Origin of the sequence: Collinsella tanakaei, from assembly GCF_016902615.1 — a bacterium.
In the GTDB taxonomy this organism is placed as follows: domain Bacteria; phylum Actinomycetota; class Coriobacteriia; order Coriobacteriales; family Coriobacteriaceae; genus Collinsella; species Collinsella tanakaei_A.
The window spans coordinates 1-20,125 of the sequence record NZ_JACJMB010000034.1; the positions used below are offsets into that span (position 1 = coordinate 1).

14 protein-coding genes and 1 pseudogene are annotated in these 20,125 nt (G+C 63.5%); 9 read left to right on the top strand and 6 right to left on the bottom strand.

What is annotated here, in order from left to right; genetic code table 11:
- Positions 1-108: 108 nt before the first annotated feature.
- Positions 109-1,206: pseudogene (locus tag H6A21_RS09220) on the top strand (IS256 family transposase); the annotation flags it as partial.
- A 472-nt stretch (positions 1,207-1,678) separates the two neighbouring features.
- Here the strand turns inward: H6A21_RS09220 and H6A21_RS09225 are convergent.
- The 3 genes from H6A21_RS09225 to H6A21_RS09235 form a co-directional block, all read right to left on the bottom strand.
- Positions 1,679-3,244 carry a hypothetical protein gene (locus H6A21_RS09225; RefSeq protein WP_204562452.1) on the bottom strand — a complete coding sequence of 522 codons (1,566 nt, stop codon included), beginning with the start codon at positions 3,242-3,244 and terminating at the stop codon, positions 1,679-1,681.
- Between the two features lie 157 nt (positions 3,245-3,401).
- Entirely contained in the window at positions 3,402-3,794 is a 393-nt protein-coding gene (locus H6A21_RS09230; RefSeq protein WP_204562453.1) for a hypothetical protein, read from the bottom strand.
- A 129-nt stretch (positions 3,795-3,923) separates the two neighbouring features.
- Entirely contained in the window at positions 3,924-6,230 is a 2,307-nt protein-coding gene (locus H6A21_RS09235) for a GH25 family lysozyme (protein WP_204562454.1), read from the bottom strand.
- Between the two features lie 395 nt (positions 6,231-6,625).
- Here H6A21_RS09235 and H6A21_RS09240 point away from each other — a divergent pair, with 395 nt between their 5' ends.
- From H6A21_RS09240 to H6A21_RS09270, 7 genes are all read left to right on the top strand, one after another.
- Positions 6,626-6,826 carry a helix-turn-helix domain-containing protein gene (locus H6A21_RS09240; RefSeq protein ID WP_204562455.1) on the top strand — a complete coding sequence of 67 codons (201 nt, stop codon included), beginning with the start codon at positions 6,626-6,628 and terminating at the stop codon, positions 6,824-6,826.
- A 148-nt stretch (positions 6,827-6,974) separates the two neighbouring features.
- Complete coding sequence (locus H6A21_RS09245) at positions 6,975-7,805, top strand: ABC transporter permease (RefSeq protein WP_204562456.1); 831 nt, start codon at positions 6,975-6,977, stop codon at positions 7,803-7,805.
- A gap of 9 nt (positions 7,806-7,814) precedes the next feature.
- Positions 7,815-8,579, top strand: a complete 765-nt coding sequence (locus tag H6A21_RS09250; protein WP_204562457.1) for an ABC transporter ATP-binding protein — start codon at positions 7,815-7,817, stop codon at positions 8,577-8,579.
- 257 nt (positions 8,580-8,836) lie between these two features.
- Complete coding sequence (locus H6A21_RS09255; RefSeq protein WP_204562458.1) at positions 8,837-10,753, top strand: fructose-1,6-bisphosphatase; 1,917 nt, start codon at positions 8,837-8,839, stop codon at positions 10,751-10,753.
- 161 nt (positions 10,754-10,914) lie between these two features.
- Complete coding sequence (locus H6A21_RS09260) at positions 10,915-11,316, top strand: GtrA family protein (protein ID WP_204562459.1); 402 nt, start codon at positions 10,915-10,917, stop codon at positions 11,314-11,316.
- Positions 11,317-11,503: 187 nt separating this feature from the next.
- Positions 11,504-11,911 carry a GtrA family protein gene (locus H6A21_RS09265; protein WP_204562460.1) on the top strand — a complete coding sequence of 136 codons (408 nt, stop codon included), beginning with the start codon at positions 11,504-11,506 and terminating at the stop codon, positions 11,909-11,911.
- A gap of 264 nt (positions 11,912-12,175) precedes the next feature.
- Complete coding sequence (locus H6A21_RS09270) at positions 12,176-13,285, top strand: coiled-coil domain-containing protein (RefSeq protein WP_239462783.1); 1,110 nt, start codon at positions 12,176-12,178, stop codon at positions 13,283-13,285.
- A gap of 303 nt (positions 13,286-13,588) precedes the next feature.
- Here H6A21_RS09270 and H6A21_RS09275 read toward each other — a convergent pair whose 3' ends face one another.
- The 3 genes from H6A21_RS09275 to H6A21_RS09285 all read right to left on the bottom strand — a co-directional run bounded on the left by H6A21_RS09275 (position 13,589) and on the right by H6A21_RS09285 (position 16,205).
- Positions 13,589-15,052 (bottom strand): serine/threonine protein kinase, encoded by a 1,464-nt coding sequence (locus H6A21_RS09275; protein WP_204562461.1) that lies wholly within the window; start codon positions 15,050-15,052, stop codon positions 13,589-13,591.
- A 63-nt stretch (positions 15,053-15,115) separates the two neighbouring features.
- Complete coding sequence (locus H6A21_RS09280) at positions 15,116-15,535, bottom strand: XRE family transcriptional regulator (RefSeq protein ID WP_204562462.1); 420 nt, start codon at positions 15,533-15,535, stop codon at positions 15,116-15,118.
- A gap of 148 nt (positions 15,536-15,683) precedes the next feature.
- Positions 15,684-16,205, bottom strand: coding sequence for a DUF5067 domain-containing protein (locus H6A21_RS09285; RefSeq protein ID WP_204562463.1), 522 nt, complete (start codon positions 16,203-16,205; stop codon positions 15,684-15,686).
- Between the two features lie 656 nt (positions 16,206-16,861).
- Between H6A21_RS09285 and H6A21_RS09290 the strand changes: the two genes are divergently transcribed.
- On the top strand, positions 16,862-20,125 hold a 3,264-nt coding region (locus H6A21_RS09290; RefSeq protein ID WP_204562464.1), incomplete at its 3' end, for a right-handed parallel beta-helix repeat-containing protein.

Here is a 20,125-nt window from a genome sequence, read left to right on the forward strand (position 1 = left end):
AATCTGCCTCTTGAAATCGTCGGTGAAATGCCTCGGGTGCTTTGGATCGGCCATCGAGCCTCCTTCCATAGGCCCTCGTGAAACTGTCCAACCTAGTGTAGCCAATCCAAGTCCGACCTTCGCGAGCTCGTGAGGAAGACGGTCGAGGACACCCTGAACGGCCTTCTCGAGGAGGAGGCAGACGACCTCGTCGGCGCCGGGCACCACGACAGGAGCCTGACCGCGTCGTCTGCGAGGTCACGGTCCGCACCCAAGCTCAAGGGCATGAGGTTCGCCACGGCGATCATCGAGCGCTACCGCAGGCGCGAGACCTCGGTCGAGGAGGCGATGACCGGGATGCACCTCGCCGGGGTCCCCGCCGGGCGCATCGAGGACGCGGGCGAGATCCTCTGGGGATCGAGCGTCTCGGCCTCCACCGTCTCGAACCTCAACGAGAAGGCCTTCGCGTCCGTCGAGGAGTGGCGCAACCGCCCCCTCGAGCGCGCCTACCCCCACGTCTACGTCGACGGGATCTACCTGAAGAGAAGCCGGGGCGGCTCCTACGAGAACGTGGCGGTGATGGTGGCCATAGGCGCCGACGACGACGGCTGCCGCGAGGCCATCGGCGCCGCGGAGGGCTTCACCGAGTCGACCGAGTGCTGGCGGGAGTTCCTCTCACGGCTCAAGTCGAGGGGCCTGCGCGGGGTCAGGATGTTCACCGGCGACAAGGCCGCCGGCATGGTCGGCTCGATCGCCGAGGTGTTCCCGGAGGCCGCCTACCAGCGCTGCACGGTCCACTCCTACCGCAACGTGCTGGCCAAGGTGCCCAAGTCCAAGCGGCCGAGGGTCGCGGCCATGCTCAAGGCCATCCACGCCGTGGAGTCGCGCGAGGCGGCCGAGGCCAAGGCGCTCGAGGTCGCGTCCGAGCTGGAGGCCTCGAGGCTCAGGGAGGCCGCCAAAGTGGTACGCGAGGGCTTCGCCGAGACCCTGACCTACACGCGCTTCCCCCGCGAGCACTGGCGGCGCATACGCACCAACAACGCCATCGAGCGGCTCAACCGCAAGATCAGGCGCAGGACCAGGGTCGTGGGGACGTTTCCCGACGGCAGGAGCGCCCTCATGCTCGCGGCCGCGAGGCTCAAGTACGTCGCCGAGAGCGAGTGGGGCTCCCGCCGCTACCTGGACGTGACGCTGCTGGAGGAGGCGCACCGGGAGGCGGGCATATAGGGCTGTCCGAAAGTGCGTAAGAATCTTGACGGTACCCGTCCGGATGCGCAGGCAAGGCGGATACGGGCAAGGACAAAGAAGGTGCCGTGGGGCCGCGCCGACGCAGCGCACACCCAACGGTCCCGGCGCAAAATGATTGAATCGGTGCTTCCCTGATAGTCACGGGAGCCGAGCGGTCGCTTTACGCAAGGTTGCTGCCACGTATTACCGGTTTTAGGTCACCCTGTTCCCTATTCCAGCTGGACTCAGATACCTGAAGCTGAAAAAGTCCTGTTGGGCGACACCTGCCCCGGCAGCGTCCCCGTGCACCCGGCCCGAGGAGCCTAATATCGAATATGCGTAGCAGCTGCCAGCCGCAAACCCTCCGCGGCGCACAACGGAGTGCAAGTAAACGGGCGGACCGCCGCGTTGCGCGACGGTCCGCCCGTACGTCAAGCCGCCGATATCCAAGCGGCCTTGTTGTCACACGGCGCTAGCGACGCGCGCCGGTCACCTCGTCGAAATAGATGTTCTGACCGTCGACGTTGTGCCAGCCGTGCAGCATCTGGCCGGTCACCTGGTCGTAATACACCTGGCGGCCGTCGGGCAGCGTGCGCCAGCCCTTAGCCATCGCGCCGGTCGTCGGGTCGAAGTAATACCATCCGCCGTAGCGATAGTCCTCACCCTTGATCATCTCGCCGCGCTCGTTGTAGCGCACCCACTTGCCGCCGCTGGAGGGCAGGTAGGCATCCTTGGAGAAGGCCATGGTGCCGTCGGAGTCGTACCAGCGCCATGCGCCGTCGACGAAGGCCTCCTTGGACTGGGCCATGACGCCGTTCTCCCAGAAGTAGTGCTCGGTCACGCCGTTCACGTCGCGGACCTCGACGCCGTTCTTACCGGCCTCGTACACATACCCTGCGCGCTCGCGGGCCTTCCAGACGACTTCCTTCGCCGCCGGGTCGGTGATGGCGATCACCGTGCCGTGGCGGTTCGCGATGTCGCGGCCGTCCAGGTTCTTCGTGGAGATGCGGTCGTTGCCCCACCAGCCCGAGGCGAGGCTGCCCGAGCGCTGGACGAAGACACCGGTCGTGCCATCGGAGGCGCCGGCGGGATAGTCGGCGAGCTTATCGGTGTAGAGCCAATACTGACCCTGGAACTTCACGAGCGAGGGGCCCTCGAATCCGGTCAACGCGTTGCCGTTGACCTTCGTCCACGCGGACGGGTTGCTCACGCGGCTCATGTCGTTGATGCTCCAGATCTCGTTCGTGATGCCGTTGTTCTTGATGATGTAGTAATAGGTGCCGTTCTCCTCGAAGAAGGAGCCGTCGATGCGGTTCGAGCTGCCCTCGGGAAGGTTGATGGGCACAGCGGTGCCGTAGGACACGTTCGGAGCGGCGCCCGGATTCGACTCGGGGGCCTGCGTGCCCGGCGCCAGATGGTCGAGCTTCACGATGTAGGGATACATCTGGTCGTTTTGCGGCTGGCCGTGATTGGCCCCGTAGTAACCCGCGCTGAACGTGATGTAGACGTCGCCCGAGCTCGTCTGGAAGAACTCCGGCGCCACGATGTCGAAGTTGCCGGAATTCGAGGTCGGCGGGTTCTGCGAGAGCCCCACATTGGTCGCGCTGCCGCTGTTGGGATACGCCCAGTTCACGAGATCCTTGGAGTAGCCGATCATCGGAATGAACTTACCGGGGCAGCTCGCGTGATCCGTGAAGCCGGAAAGCATGTAGAACCAGCCGTCATGATAGATGATGCTCGGATCGTGCAGCGTGCTGACGTTGTACGGCGTGTTGGGAATCCAGGCCGCCGAGGAATCGTTCGGGGTGGCGTCCTGATAGGCCACGCCGATGGACTGGAAATTCTGCCCGTCGACCGAGGTGTAGAGCGTATCGCTCTGGTCGGTCTCGCTGTTGAAGAAGCTCGCGAGCAGGATGTCGGGATATTCCTCGGCAAACGCCGGGGCCGCGGGCCCCGCGACCATGCAGGCCGCGACCGCGAACGCCATGCAGGCGCGCGACGCCCGACCGAGCATACCGCTGTGATTACTACGTACCATATGCGCTCCTTCCGTCGAGCATATCGTCTCGATCCCCCGGGGCGCGAAGCCCTGCGGGCGCCGTGCGACCCGAGCCGCCGTGTCGGCGGGAACGGGACGCGCGTCCTTCGACCCCCAACCCCGTTGCGACGCGAACGCTGGCGCACGCCCCGGAGCCTTACCACCAGTGTAGCCATAATGACCCCCGCGCGCACCGCCGCATGCGGCAAGCGGCCGCGCGCGCCGGCCCCAGCGGGCACCTCGCGCCGGACGGGCGCACGCCGCACACGACATCACAGCCGTCGAGATGCGCGCGGAGCATTTCCTCCATGGCACCGATATCAACCTGGCCGTCGCAGTCGATGCCGATGCTCGCATCGCGGGGGCAACGACACTCCACAAGGCCCGCAAGCAGGGCGTTCTGGTTGCCACGGCTGCGCGAAGGGCAGATACCGCGAAAGACGGGGGCACTTCTCGGCGGCGACCCCATGATCTCGCACGCGATACCGGAGTCGCCTTCGTTCACGAACAGGATGCGGCCCTCCTTGGCGATGCAGCCCCGCTCCGGCAACAGCTCGAGCTCCTGCTAGAACTGCAGCGCCGTAATGAGCGGCACTTCCCGTTCGTACAAACAGGAAATCTCGATGCAGAGGGACGGCTTTCCCATCGATCCCTCTTCCAAAGCCCAGCCTTCACGACCCTAGACCATCGGGCGGCCGACGCCGCTGATCGTAGAGCCGCCGTCCTTGATGGACGCCACGCGCACGCCCGTCGAGGGCGAGTACGCATCGATGATGCGGTCGTCTCCGATGTAGATCGCAACGTGCCCGGGATAGAAAATCAGGTCGCCGGGCTGGCGGCTGCCATAGTCAACATGCATGAAGCGGGCGTCGGCTGCCATGTTGTTCGCGTCGTGCGCATGGAAGGGATCGGTCCAGTGCTTGTAGGGGTTGTAGTCACCGAGGTCCATGCCGACAGCGTAGAGGCACTGCATGACGAGACCCGAGCAATCCACGCCTACGCCCGGCGCAAGCGCGTAGTTCCACACATACGGGGTTCCCAGATACTCCCGGGCGCGCTTGAGCATGGCATCGACGCAAGCGTCTCGATCGGCATCAACGTCGATCGCGGAGGGCGATACGTAGTTGAAGCGCGTGGAGGCGGCTGCCGTCGGCAGGCTTACGTTCTTGCTGGAGACCTGAAAGTACTGGGCCGGATTCTGGTAGCCGACCTTCGTGCAGGCGCCCGTGATCGAATCGAAGGTGCGTGAATAGCCGTCGATGACGCGCGTGCCGTGCACCATGCGACCGGTTATGGTGTCGTAGTAGACCCACTTCGTGCCGCCCTTGCCATCTGAGATCTCCTTCCAGCCGTATACGACCGCACCGGTGTATTCATCGAAGAAGACCCAGCCGGGCACGTCGCCGTGGCTGCTGTCGATATAGCGCTCCCCGTGAGCCATGATGCCGGTGATGTAGTCGTAGAAGACCCACTTGGTGCCGCCGTTGCCATCGCCCAGGAGGCGGAAACCATACTGCATGGCACCGGTGACCTCGTCGAACAGATACCACTTCCCGTCGTGGTAACTCTCGCCCTTCACGAGCTTGCCGTCCGCACCCAAGCGCACCCACTTGCCGTTCGCCGCGCGCCACTCGGCCGACGCGTGCTCCCATGAGTATCCGGCCACGTTGTTGCTCACCGGCACGAAGGCGTCATGGTTCTTGGCGATGGAGCCGTCGGCCTCGGTCCAGTACCAGGCGTTCGTCGTGGGGTCGTAGAAGAACTTCGATTGAGCGGTGATGCCGTTGTCCTGCCAATGTGCGGCCTGCGCGGGTTCGCAGGGATTACCGGAGGCATCTACCCAGCCGGTGTAGCCGGAAGTGCCGGGCAACGTGCCGTACCAGTAGTTCATGTCGACGCTCGGGTCCCAATCATCGGCGCGACCGACAATGCCGTCGACGCGCCCCGAGCTCGTGTACTGCCAGGCGGTATAGGCGCCCTCATAGGTGCAGCTGGTGTAGTACTGGGCGACCCAGCGGCTCCAGTTGTTGAACACGGGGTCACTCAGATGCTCGCGCCACCAGGAAAGGCTGGCATAGACACCGGGCGTGTAGCCCGCCTGCTGGATCTTGTTGCAGAAGGTCGACGCCACCGAGGCGAAGTCGGCACCGAGCGTCGTGTCGTCCTCCATGTCGAGATACACGGGGAGCTGGGGATGATGGCCCTGCAGCGCGCTGATGACGCCGTTCGCCTCGATGTCCGCGTCCATGTTCGTGCGCGCGTACGAGTAGATGTAGACGCCGTAGGGGATGCCCAGGCGCTCGCACTCGGAGACATTGCGGTGCCATTGCGCGTCGAACTCGAAGCCCTTTGTGTTCTGAAAACCAACTCGCAGAATTGCGAAATCGACACCCGCAGCTTTAACCTTATCCCAATCGATAAAACCTTGGTGGGCGCTGACGTCAATGCCCTGTGCCGTTGCACCCTCGGGAAGAGCGCCCATCGCCATGAGCGAGACGCCGTCGTCCTCAAGGTCGTCGCGCAACTCGCCTTCCGTATAGCGCCAGGAGTTCTCGATGCGCTCACCGGCATCGGCCTCAGCCTCGGCCTCGGCAGCTTCAGCTCCGGTGGTGCCAGAATTGGTCGCAGAAGCGTCGTTCTCAGTGATCTCAGTCGCCGCGTCCGCACCTTCCGTCGTGGCTGCAGGGGAGCTCTCCCCCTGCGCAGCAGAATCGGACGTCCCGGGCATCTCGGCATCGGTGGCGGCATCTTCCGTCGCGCTTTCATCAGGCTCGGACGTCTCGGTCGTCGCTCCGTCAGCGTCCTCAGGCGAGGCGGCTTTGCCGGCGGAGGAAAGCTCATCGGAGGATACGTAAGAGACATACCCTCCCTGCTCGGCGGATTCGGTAGCGAGCACCTCAGCGTACACGGAAGCAGGCTGGAGAATTGTCGCCGTGCACATAACAGTTGTAAGCACCGCGGACACGATGCGGTTGAATCGAGTCATATCACTCCTTTGCTCATACCATGCTTGAACAGCAAGCTCAATCCGCGGAATCGTACCATGATGGGCCGAAGGCCTGCGGACACCTCACATTCAGCGCAGATTCATTAACATGGCCGCAAAACGCCAACGTCATCCACGAAATCAACCCCGCTGTGCCGGTGGGATCGGGACGCGCGTCCTTCAAGTCCCGCGCACACCTCCATATGCGGTAAGCGGGTTCGCGAGCCCGCCCCAGCGGGCACCCGTGCGCTCGTCGTCAAACGCCTGCCGCATATCGACAGATTTCGGACAAAACAGACCGTTCGTCGGAAGAAATAAAGCCAAAATCCGCCAAGGGTTAACTATGATTTACCGTCTTGCCGCCATGCTTCGCCACACTCAGCGCTATGGAGACCTTGTATCGACAGAAACTCGGTGAGAACGTGCGCATCGCCCGCGAGCGCGCGGGCATCTCGCAACGCGATTTCTGCCTTATGGCGGGAATCAGCAAGCCCGTGCTGATCGGTATCGAGAAGGGTGCGCGCAACATCCGGCTGAGCACGCTGATCCGCGTGGCCGAGGGCCTCGGATGCGAGCCGTGGGAGCTGCTCAAATAGTCATAGAACCTCCGTCGCTCTGCCACACGCCGGCAAGACGCCCTCATGGCAATCGCGTGCAGGTCATGCAAATCCCGTGCCCCATATCGCCCTGTGCTACCATGAACCTTCGACGTATGAGAGACCGAAAAGCACGAGGAGTTCGCCCGTGTCGGATACCCTTCAGACGCTCAAGGCAACCCACGCCAAGAGCGACTTCCAAAAAGACACCTTCATCTTAAAGCAGCTCGTATCGAGGGACTTCAAGCGCAAGTACCGCCGTAGCGTCCTCGGCGTCGTCTGGAGCGTCCTCAACCCGCTGCTCATGATGGTCGTCATGGCCGTCGTCTTCTCCACGATCTTCGCCCAGGGCAGAAACGGCAGCGTCTCACCCGAGCTCTACCCGCTCTACCTTATCGTCGGTAACGTCACGTTCTCGGTCATGTCCGACTCGACCTCGCAGGCGCTCATGTCGATCATCGACAACTCCTCGCTGCTCAAGAAGGTCAAGGTCCACCGTTTCGTGTTCCCGGTCCAAAAGGTCCTCTTCTCGCTCGTGAACTTCGGGTTCTCGCTCGTGGCCGTCGCCATCGTCATGCTGTGGTTCCGCATCGTCCCCACCTGGCACCTTATCTGGCTTCCTGTGGGCCTGCTGTTCCTCATGCTGTTCTGCATGGGCATCGGACTGCTGCTGTCCTCCCTCACGGTGTTCTTCCGCGACATCATGCATCTGTGGAGCGTCGTCATCACCGCGTGGACTTACTTCACGCCCATCTTCTGGACGGATGACTTCATCAAGATGATGCACCCCGTCCTACAGGTGCTCATGTACGGCAACCCCATGTACAACTACGTGAACTTCATGCGCCGCATCTTCCTGTGGCAGACGAACCCCGAACCCATCACCGTCGCCATCTGCGCCGGCTGGGCGATCGTCATGTTCGCCATCGGCTACGCCGTCTTCCACAAGCTCGAGCACAAGTTCATCCTCTATATCTAAGGAACACCCATGGCAGACAACACGAAGCAGGACGGCTCCGATTACGCCATCGAGGTCGACGACGTCACCATGATCTTCAATATGGCGTCCGAGACCCTGACGAACCTCAAAGAATACTTCATCAAGATCATGCGCCATGAGCTGTTCTTCAAGGAGTTCAGGGCGCTCAAGCACATCTCGTTCAAGGTGCGCCGCGGCGAGATCGTGGGCCTCGTGGGCACGAACGGCTCCGGCAAGTCGACCATGCTGAAGATCATCGCCGGCGTGCTCGAGCCGAGCGAGGGCACCTGCACGGTTCGCGGCAACATCGCGCCGCTCATCGAACTCGGCGCCGGCTTCGACATGGAGCTCACCGCCCGCGAGAACATCTACCTGAACGGCGCGCTGCTCGGCTACACCAAGGAGTTCATCGACGACAACCTCCAGGGCATCATCGACTTCGCCGAGCTCCACGACTTCATGGACATGCCGCTCAAGAACTTCTCCAGCGGTATGGTCGCGCGCATCGCCTTCGCCATCGCCACCATCGCCGAGCCCGACATCCTCATCGTCGACGAGACCCTCTCGGTGGGCGACGTCTTCTTCCAGCAGAAGTGCGAGCGCCGCATCCAGCACTTCATCGAGTCCGGCAACGTCACGGTGCTGTTCGTGTCCCACTCCATCTCCCAGGTCGAGCGCATCTGCCAGCGCGCCGTCTGGATCGAGAAGGGCGACCTGCGCATGGACGGCCCCGTCGAGGAGGTCTGCGAGGCCTACCGCAACCAGTTCGACTAGAAGCTGCCGACGGTGTCCTCTTTGGGGACGGGGTAGTTTGGGGACATCGGGGCGTCTGCAGACGCCCCGATGTCCCCAAACTACCCCGTCCCCAAAGAGGACACCCAGGGGGCGCCAACCGACCGTTCGCCGCCGCAAACACTGCCGAAACAGACACCTCCACACGGATACGACAACATAGGTCCATACTTTATGCCGTTACCGTCACGACAGGGTGCCGCAGGGGTTTGGGGACGGCGCCGGAAAGGTTGACCCGAATGGTTCCAAACGACTACTCCGAGCAGACCCTCAAGTACCTCACGCTGCTATCCGAGCAGTTCTGCGACCAACGCGCGGTGTTCTCCGAGATCATCAACCTGCAGGCCATCCTCAACCTGCCCAAGGGCACCGAGCACTTCATGAGCGACCTGCATGGCGAGTACGAGGCCTTCCTGCACATCCTCAACAACTGCTCCGGCGTCATCCGCGAGCACGTGGACGAGGACTTCGGCGACACGCTCACCGAGCAGGAAAAGGGCGACCTGTGCACGCTCATCTACTACCCGCGTGAGAAGATCGAGCTCGTGCGCAGCGCGCGCCTGGACTCCCCCACCTGGTACAAGACCATGCTCGACCGCCTCATTACCGTCGCGCGCCGGCTCTCCAGCCGCTACACGCGCTCGAAGGTCCGCAAGGCCATCCCGCACGATTTCGCCTACATCATCGATGAGCTGCTGCACACGCACCCAGACGAGAACAACTACCGCGTGCGCTATCACGAGCGCATCATCGATTCCATCTTGGAGACCGACTCCACCGAAGACTTCATCTGCTCGCTCGCCGAGCTCATCAAGGTGCTCGCGGTCGACCACATCCATCTGGTCGGCGACATCTTCGACCGCGGCGGCGGGGCGGCCAAGATCATGGACCGGCTGCTGCGCTGCACGCATCAGCGCACCGATATCCAGTGGGGCAACCACGACGTCTTGTGGATGGGCGCCGCCGCGGGCGTACCGGCCTGCATCATCACCGTGCTGCGCAACAACCTGCGCTACGAGAACTACGAGATCCTCGAGAACGACTACGGCATCTCGCTGCGCCAGCTCGTGTCGTTCGCGGAGAGCACCTATACGGACGGCGAGTGCATCAATCCGCTCTTGAAGGCCATCAACGTGCTGCTCTTCAAGCTCGAGGGGCAGATCATCTTGCGCCATCCCGAGTTCGACATGGAAGACCGTCTTCTGCTCGACAAGATTGACCTCGATGCCGGCACGGTCACCATCGACGGCACCTCCTACGACCTCGTGACGCGCGACTTCCCCACCCTCGACCCCGCGCACCCCTTCGAGCTCACGGATGCCGAGCAGCGCATCGTCGACAAGCTCGTCTACGAGTTCACCAACGCCGACCACCTGCAGCGCCACATCGAGTTCCTCTACCGCCATGGGTCGGTCTACCTCGTGCGCAACGGCAACCTGCTGTTCCACGGCTGCGTGCCCATGAACGCCGACGGCACGTTCGCGAGCGTGAACTGCCTGGGCACCTGGCGCGCCGGACGGGCCTACCTCGATTTCTGCGACGACGTCGCGCGCCGTGCCTGGCGCACGCGCGACGCAGACGCCATGGACTGGATGTGGTACCTGTGGGTCGGGCATCGCTCGCCCATGTCTGGCCGCGTGGTGAAGACCTTCGAGCGCTCCTACATCGAGGACAAGGCCGCGTGGGAGGAACCGATGGACCCCTACTTCACGCTCACGCGCGAGGCGCCCGCCTGCGACGCGATCATGCGCGAGTTCGGGCTCGTGCCGGGCTGCGGCCACATCATCAACGGGCACACGCCGGTAAAGACCATCCAAGGCGAGTCGCCGTTGCGCGCGGAGGGACGCCTCGTGGTCATCGACGGCGGCTTCTGCCAAGCCTACCACCCCAAGACCGGCATCGCGGGCTACACCCTCATCGCGAGCTCGCGCGGCGTGAGGCTGAAGGCCCACGAGGCGTTCAGGAGCGTCGAGGAGGCCCTCACCCGCAACGCCGACATCCAGAGCGAGACGACGTTCATCGACGTGGCCAAGCGCCGCGTCATGGTGTCCGACACCGACACCGGCCGCGAGATCCGCGAGCAGATCAACGACCTGCGCCAGCTGCTCGAGGCGTACCGCACGGGCATCATCCCCGAGCGCCACGCACGCCATTAGGGCGCACAGCCCGGGCGCGCACGCATGCCACCCACGCCCGATGTCGCCCATGAAGACGCGCTGAAACCGGCCCCAAGGGACGCTGAGCCCTCGGGGCCTGCTACAATGGCTCACCGCAAGAAGCGCCCCGGCGCACACCCCAACGAGGAGGTCGCAACACCGTGCGGAACCTGATAGCTCAGATCATGAAGTTCGGCATCGTCGGCGTCATCGCCACCGTGATCGACTATGGCGTCATGGTCCTTCTGACCGAGCTGTTCGGGATCCCCCCGGTCATCTCGTCTGTCATCTCGTTTTGCATCTCCGTCGTCTTCAACTACCTCGCGAGCATGCGCTACGTGTTCAGCCATCGCGAGGGCATGAGCCGCCAGCGCGAGTTCGTCATCTTCATCGTGCTTTCCATCATCGGCCTCGGTATCAACACCGCCCTCATGTGGGCGGGTACCGAGTACCTCGGCATCGATTACCGCATCGTGAAGATCTTCGCCACCGCAATCGTCATGATCTGGAACTTCGTGAGCCGCAAGGTGCTGCTCGACGGGGGCGGCGGCGAGAAGCGTTAGGCCGCACCGCCCTTATCATGCCCCGCTCGGGTCCCACATGGCTTCGCGTGCCCTTCAAATGTGTGCTCGGTCTGCTCTTTGGGCGCCGCCCGTCACACCCCCTTACCAATTGCTTACGCGACGCGTACAGTGAACTAACTCTTGAGGGGCGCCCTGGCGCCCGAACTTCAGTGCTGAGGAGGCTCACGTGCACAACGTGCTGCAAAAACCCGATACGAGGCAGTTCGCCAAGTTCGCCCTCGTGGGTTTCGCTTCCCTCGCCGTGGACTATGCGCTGCTCATCGGTCTGGTCGAATACCTCCATGTCGACGTCTTTCTCGCCACCACCTGCTCGTTTATCGCCTCGGTCGTGGTGAACTACATCCTGAGCATCAAGTACGTGTTCAGCCGCCGCGCCGACATGTCCCGCGGACGCGAGTTCACGATCTTCGCGGTCCTCTCCGCCATCGGCCTCGGCCTCACCGACCTGTTCATGTACGTCGGCGTCGCCTTCCTGAGCATCGGCTACCAGCTCATGAAGCTCATCTCCACCTTCATGGTCACCTGGTACAACTATTTCAGCCGCCGCCGGTTCTTGAACGGCGGGCGCGCCTAGCGCACACGCATCCTCTCGTCACGTACAGCGGGGCGGTTCGGCAGCAGACGCCGAACCGCCCCGATTATTTTGCACCCGGCCGTCCAGGTCTAACCCTCAACGTGAACTTGAAACTCCAAAGTTTCTCGACATATCGAGAGATTCCCTGTTCAGAGCCATCCTGAACCTTCAACTTGAGCCTTAAGAAGGTCTAAGGTTCAAGTTGAGGTCGAACGATGTCCTATAATCTGTCTCGTTCAAAGAGCAGTACCCCAAGGGACGGATATGCAGGGAAACCTCAATCGTATTCACATGTTCTCTTCGCGACCGGCGCGCATGCTGACCTGCGCCGCGCTCGCCGTCGCGTTCGCCGCCGCACCGGCTCTCTCGCCCGCAGCGGCCTTCGCGGACTCCAGCGCCTCCGAGGCACGTCTTGCCGCCAGCCGCCAGCAGGTCGAGCAGGCAACGCAGACGCTCCAGGAGGCGGAGGACAACGTCGCCGACCTTCAGGCCCTCATCGACCAGAACACGGCTGACATCGCCGAGATCGAGGCCCAGCTGCCCGCCCAGCGCCAGCGCGCCGCCGAGGCCATGCGCGCCCAGTACAAGTACCAGAAGAGCACGAACTCGTTTCTGAGCGCCGTGCTCGGCATCACCTCGCTCGATGACGCCATCTCGACGCTCGCCTACATGGATACCATCGAGGAGGCGAACACCGCCGAGATCGAGCGCCTGAACGACATGGAGGCCGAGCTTCAGGAGAAGAAGGCCGAGCTGACCGAGGCGAAAACCCAGGCGGACGCCGAGCGCCAGAAAGCAGCCGACGCGCTCGCCGAGGCCCAGCGCGTGCGCAGCGAGGCCCAGGCGGAGGCCGAGGCGGCGGCTGCCGCCCAGATGGCCGCGCTTTCCGGCGAGTCCGCTGCCGCCACCGGCGAGGGTGCCGACGCCGGCAACACCAGCAACACCGCCAACCAGGCAGGCCAGACCGTGCAGGCATCCGTTGCCGGTGGCGCAGTTGACTGGAACCTCTCAGAGGCCGACTTCGTCGCCACCTGGACGGCGCGCATCGATGCCTATCTCGACGGCAGCCCGCTTGCCGGCTATGGCGCCGTCTTCGCCCAGGCCGCCTGGGACAACGGCCTCGACCCCCGCTTCTCCCCCGCTATCGCCTGCACGGAGAGCACGAAGGGCGCCTATTGCTTCCGCGACTACAACGCGTGGGGCTGGATGACGAGCCGCCAGTTCTCGAGCTGGGAGGAGTCCATCAGCACCCACGTCGCCTTCCTCGCCGCGAACTACGGCCCGACGCTCACCCCTGAGGGCGCGCAGCGCTACTGCCCGCCGACCTGGCAGGACTGGTACAACAAGGTCGCATCCCAGATGAACCTGATCTAACCTGTGCTTTCCCTTCGCGCCCCGATCGACAGCCTCGGGGCGCTTTTTTCTGCCGACGACGCAAGGGCGGCGCACTCCCCCGTGGCCGCCTTCTGCGCGCCGTTCACGTATGGCGGGCATACGCTTTCCCGTCGCACGCAACGCCAGACTGGACGGTCCTCGCACGTCGGAGTACAGCCTTACCCGCTTTGACCGAGCGCCCTCGGTGCGTTCTTTCACGTAGAACGTTCCGAGGGCGCTCGGTCAAACCTGCCTTGCGCACTGCATGCGGAAAAGCGCTACGCGTGCCCCGTTCGGCAGGTGCTACAGAAGCCCGGCAACGGACCCGATGATCGTCACGCCCAGAATCGTGACGACGACAACACCCGCGCAATAGAGCAGCTGGCGCGAAAGCGATGTGCGCCCCAGGCGGGGATGGCGAGCAAACAGACGCCTCTTGTCGAGCAGCGTATATGCGATGGGGCCGAACACCGCGATCGCAAACGCCCCGTACTCGAACGCCAAAAACCACAGGGGATACGCGCTATCGTGTTCATTCGGATACAGCACCGCACCCAGGCACGCGACGCACAGCAGCGCATAGAACGCGATCACGAGCGCGTTCCATACGCGCCCGAGCCCATTCGGCACGCGCTGCGCCAGATATGCGACGATGCGACTCGCAGCCGAGCGCCTGCCGGCGGACACCTGCGCGACGCCCGCCGTGCTCGGATGTCCCGATGCGCGCGATGCGGCATCAATAGGCGCCACCGGCGCCCCGGATACCGCGCTCGCCGGCCCGGCCGGCGAGCTCATCGAGGACGCCGCGGGCACCATCCGCGCAGCCGACGATGACACGAGGGCCGCGGCCGCCGACTCGAACGACGCGCCCATAGGTGTTGAGAGCTGCGCGTGATACGTGCGCCCGTCCTGCAACCCCGCAGGCGCGCCGGTCGCGCCCGCTGAGGTGGACGAGGCGGTACGAATCGCGCATGCCATATCGCGTGCGCTCGCATACCGTGCCGCCGGGTCGAACGCGGCGGCACGCTCGATGATATCCGCGTACGGCTCCGGAACAGCATGTCCGGAAAGGGCATGCGCATCCAGAGCGACCGCGGGCTCGTCGCCCGTCAGGCAGAAGAACAGCAGCTTGCCGAGCGCGTAGACATCGCTTCGCTCATCGGTCTGCCCGAAGCCGTACTGCTCGGGCGGCGCGTAGGCACGCGTTCCGAAATGCGCCGTATCGGCCTGCGCGCCGACGCGCCAGGCGCGCGCGATGCCGAAATCGATGATGATGGGCATGCCGCCGCGCACGATGATGTTCGACGGCGTCAGATCCCGATGGATGAGCGGGCGAGGCAGACGCTCGTGGAGCTCGGCCACCGCATCGCATACCCTCGGCATGACCTCCGCCGCAAGACGCGCGGACGCCCCCTGCCGGACAACCATATCCGCAAACGTCACGCCGTCGATGAACTCCATCACGACCGTCAGCTCGTCGCCCGCGCGGACGCATTCGACGATGCGCGGCACGCAGGACAGCACGATGCGGCCCCGCTGGGCTTCGAAAAGCTCCTCATAGGCGGAACCCACACCGGCTGCGCAGTTGATGCGCTTGCGCACGAACGGCCCCAGCGACCCGCCCGTTGCGCCGTCGAACCACACGAGCTCGGTCGTCTCGAACGCCGAGCTCTTGAGCACGCGCTCCACACGCCAGCTCTCCGCACGCTCATGTGCGGAGAGAAACTCATCGAGGCTCACCTCGAGATCGCGACCTGTTGCATGCATATCATCCATAGCTGCCAAGTGTACCAGCGCGCGCGGACACCGACGCCGGCGGCGCGGCGCGGCTCAGCAGATGGTCTCCTCACCCAGGCGGAACAGCTCCTCGTTCACCTTCTGGAGCGAGCAGCCGTGGTCGATGCAGAAGATGATGATGGCGTCGCGACGGCTTTTGCAGGTGAGGGCCGAGACGCCCGCCGCCGTGAGGGCGCGATTCGTCTCGCGCAACGTCAGCGCCATAGCGAAGGCGATCTGGAGCACCTTGTTTCGGCTCGGGTTGCGCGCGCCGGTGAAGATCTGGTAGCCGAACGTCTCGTTTAGATCTGCCATGCGCACCACGCGGGCGCGCTCGAGATGCTTCTTTTCGAGCAGATGCTGGAGGTACTCGGATAGCGAGCGGGCGGGAAACTCGTGATTGGAGACGAACGAATCGAGATCGGGCGCCTCGAGCAGCTCGTGCAGCACCTCTTCGGTCAAGCGTTCAGTCATGGGCGCACCCCTATCTGCCGCAAGGCGCACGGCGCCGCCGCCGTTCCGCGCCCCGACCATATATTGCACGGACCGGAATGCACGACGCCGTACCGCCCTAGCCTATACCAAGAACCTTGCTCGTGAGAAGTCGTTCCGGTCGGATTTTTTACGCAACCGCGAACGTCGCCTCGGCGAGCACCGCATCATCGAGCGAGATGAGCTCGGTCACCTCGACGGTGACATCGCTTTGGTCGGAAAGGGCATAGGCGACGCGCGCCTGCGTCGTGGCACCGGGCTTGACTTCGGCGGTATAGCCGTTGCCCAGGTCCTCCGACACGATGGCGGTCTCGAGCTGCACGCCGTTCTGGAACGCCTTCGGGGAGCACGCCCAGGCAAACGCCTTGTCCTCATCCGAGTTGTTCGTAAACGTGTAGTCGATGACCACCGCGGGGGCACCCTGATAATCGGTGGTCACGGTGCAGCCGTCGATGCTCACCGCGTAGTCGGACTCGACGGGCTTCTCCTCCTGCTGCGTGGCCTGCTGAATGGGCGCGGCGGAACCGGTGTCAGCAGCGGGCTCGTCGCTTCCGCAGCCGACCAGAACGCCCATCGACAGCGCGACGGCGACGGCGACGCCCGTGACGCCCGCGCAGCGCGCGATGCGGGAGGCTCCCTGTGCACTCTTCATCCCAATTCTCCTTCCTCAAGGACCTGATGCGCCTTGAGGATAGAAGGTTGGCGACTCGGTTTCATTAGCTGCGAGCTAATTAGGAGACGCACCCCAGTTCGGAACAGTGGGTAACAGAATGCAACATTCTCGCAGGTAGTTATAGGTGTCGTATTGAAGTCCGAATAACACTTCGCAACGGCGTGAAACGCTCCGAGCGGGTTTATTCGTACCGCAATTCGTACCACCCCAGATAAGGGGAAACTCACTACAGCCTCGATCTCCGCGCCGCCCGGCGCGCCGCCGCCGGCGTCCTCGCCAGCACCGGCCTGTTCCGTCGTTCTGACCTCGTCCGCGCCGTCCATGCGCATCCCCCTTTCATCTAGGCGAGAGGCCGGGGCGCCGGGCGCGCGAAGGAGAAAGGACGAAAGAGGAAACGCGCCCGCACCCCGAGCCTCGGAACTCAGGATGCGGGCGCGTCACAAGGTGGGTTGCTGCCGGTGCCTTTAAATTTGCTACCGCACGACACTAAGTTTCATTCCCCGTGGCATTTTTGTGCAGAATTGGTGGTACTGTACACACGTATGCATGGTGCAGGTCGGAATCGCGCCATGCGAAAAACGCTTGAAGAGAGAGGAAGGGCCATGCTTCGGGTTGGGAGAACATGGACTGTCGCCTTGGCGGTAGCGGTGAGCTGCGCCCTGGCGACCCCGGTCCTCGCTGCGGCGGAAATTGCACAGACCCCCTCCCCTCAGGGCTTTAACGTACTAGAAGCCCCTGCGAAGGGTGATGCGGGTACTGGTGCCGCCGGCGGGACCGAAACGGAATCTGACGGTAGCGGCACCCAAGCCACCACCGCTCGCGCGCTCGAGCAGGGGGTGAACGTCATCAGCTCGGGGGCGACCGGCGAGGTCTTCGACATCGACGAGGGCAAGGCCCTGATGATCAGCGGCCAGCACGCCTCGGAGGGCAGCCCCATCGTCTTCACGGACTGCGCGTTCAATCTTAGCGGTGAGACCGTAAAGTTGTCCGGCACTCAGACGGACGAGAATGGCAACTCGGTCGCCTACAACAACGGTGAGGCCGTGGCCAAGCTCTGGGTCGGCGGAAACGTCGAGTTCCATAACTGCACCTTCATCACCGAGGAGGGCGCATCCAGATCGACGACCGCGGGCTACGACGCCGCGATCTACTTCTACAACGGCATGATCGACCTCTACGGCTGCACCCTGAAGGCGGAAGGCTACAACGGGCAGTTCCTGGGCTTCTACGGCCCCCTTGGTGACGACGAGAAGAACCCCGAGAGCGTCGCGACCTTCGACGGCTGCACCATCTCGACCGTGGACAACAAGAACGGCTGGAGCTACGCCATGTACGCCGGCGCGGTCCTCAAGCTCCAGAACAAGACGACTATGTCCGCCACCGGCTCCACCACGACCGGCAGCGGAAACATCAACTGCTTCTACTCCGGCGACAACAGAACCGGCTACGATGCGATCTACGTCGACAACTCGACCATCGACTTCCATGACAACCACGCCGGCGGCTTCGCCATCAACAACGTCAACATCCACGTGACGAACGGTTCCGAGATCAAGGTTAACGACAACCTCGGCAACGCCTGCAACTCCGGCATGTGGTACGTGGAAAACTCGACGCTCCAGATAAATGGCAACAGGGGCGGCCACGGCCTGTCCTGCATCGGCTTCGAGATGACCAACTCGAAGCTCGAGGTCATGCACAACGGCTACGCCGGCGTCTACATCCAGTCGACAGACTCAAAGCTGACCAACTGCACCGTGGACCTTCGCTGCAACGGCGAGCTACTGCTCTCCTACACGGCTGGCGATCTGTGGCTGAACGGCCACAAGCTAACCGTCGAGGGCGGCTCCTCCGACGCCCAGCCCGGGTCTCCTTGGCTCGGCGGCGTCGGCAGGAAGGGAGCCGTGGACGTCAAAGAGGGAACCACCGTCGTCGCCTACGATCTGAACTCGAACGCTGCCGACAGCCTCAAGAACAACACGGAGGCCGTGCTCTCCAAGGACGACCTCGCGCTGGACCCCGATGGCGACGCCCACACGCTCTTCTTGAACCCGTTCATGGAGTCGGACTACGCCCGCGGCAACGCCGAGAGCAACAAGAGCGACAACGACGCGGACCTCTTCGAAGACCAGAAGGTTGGCAGCCAGATCACTGACGATGAGACCGGCGAAACCTTCACCGCGGACCGCAACTACATCATCGGCGGGGACACCGCCAAGATCGACACCCTCACCACCGCCCAGCTCTCGCACCACAAGTACGACTGGGAGAACGGCGAGATCACCGAACAGGCGGCCCCTGCCACCTACGGCGTCAAGCGCTACGAGTGCACCGATGCCTGCTCCGGCTACGTCGATCACACGACCGAGCATCCCGAGAGCTTCAACTGCGAGCACACTTACGTCTACGCACCCCTCGTCGGCGTAACCTTCGACGAGAACCTCCCCGCGGGCTACACCGCGGAAGATGTCACCGGCATGCCCGATGACCAGACCGCCATCGAGTACAACGGCACCGCCTCCGAGCCCGTCGCCACCCCGGTCCTCGAGAGGAGTGAATCCGGCGAGAAGTTGATCTTCACCGGCTGGTACGCCGACGAGGACTGCAAGACCCCCTTCGACTTCACGATCGCACTCACCGACAACTGGACCGTCGTCTACGCCGGCTGGCAGAAGGAGACTGGCATCGTCGAGGTCAAGCCTGCCGACATTACCGTCTACATGGGAGGCGCCGAAGGCTACGAGGGCGTCATCGACGATATCGACGACGGTACCTACACCGAGAGCAACTCCCTGCCCGAGCCGGGCTTCTACTTCTACCTCCCCACGGAGATCAACGAAGCCCTCAAGGACGCCGGCGTGACGGACACCGATAGCGAGACGGCTGACCTCTCGAAGTACATGAGGATCTACACCAACGGCTACACAGTCGACGGCGAGCCCGTCCAGCTCAACTGGAAGCTCGAGAAGTACGGAAACACCTACTCCGGCGCCCATGATAAGTACATCTACCGCATCGTCCCCGAGCCCGTCGGCGAGCAGGAGGCCATCCCCGTACGCCTCCAGTTCACCTCTGAGGACGGAACGACCTTCACCAACGACACGTTCGAGCCGAATGCCAGCGGAGCGCTGTACGAGCAGTACACCATGCAGCTCTACAATCAGCTCGTCGCCACGGACCAGGTCGTCTTCGAGGTCGACACGGACGGCTTCGACAACGCCACCGGCGACAAGTTCTACAGCGGCATGAAGCTTCTGACCGGCATTCTCACCATCCGCTACGTCACCGGCCAGCAGGGGAACGTCGTGACCAGCGTCGTCACCGAAGATCAGCTCGCAGCGGCCGTTGAGGCCAACCCCGATAGCGCGCACGCCGTCCACTCCGACACCGCGAAGTTCTTCATCAACGGCAGCGATGTCGACGTGACTGACTCCGCCGCGCCCTCGCTGCTGTTCGACGACGTCGTGACCAGCGGCAACACCGATGGCGCCCAGAACTACGACGAGCAGCTCAGCAGCGAGGCGGTTGACGCCATCGAGGAGAAGCTCGGCGAGAACCTCTCCGTCGACGGCTACGAGGCGAAGTACCTCGACCTCGTCGACGCGAACAACGGCAACGCTTGGCTGCGCGCTAGCGAGGACACTACCGTCTACTGGCGCTACCCCAAGGATACCGACAAGAACACCGAGTTCCACCTCGTACACTTCAAGGGCCTCGACCGCGAGATCCTGAACGGGAATATTGCTTCGGCGATCGCCGAAGCCGAAACCGAGGTGATCGAGGTCGAGAACACCGACTACGGAGTCAGGTTCACGACCGACGGCTTCTCGCCCTTCGTGCTCGTCTGGGGCGACACGGTGCCCGACACCCCCGACACCCCCGACACCCCTGATCCCGAC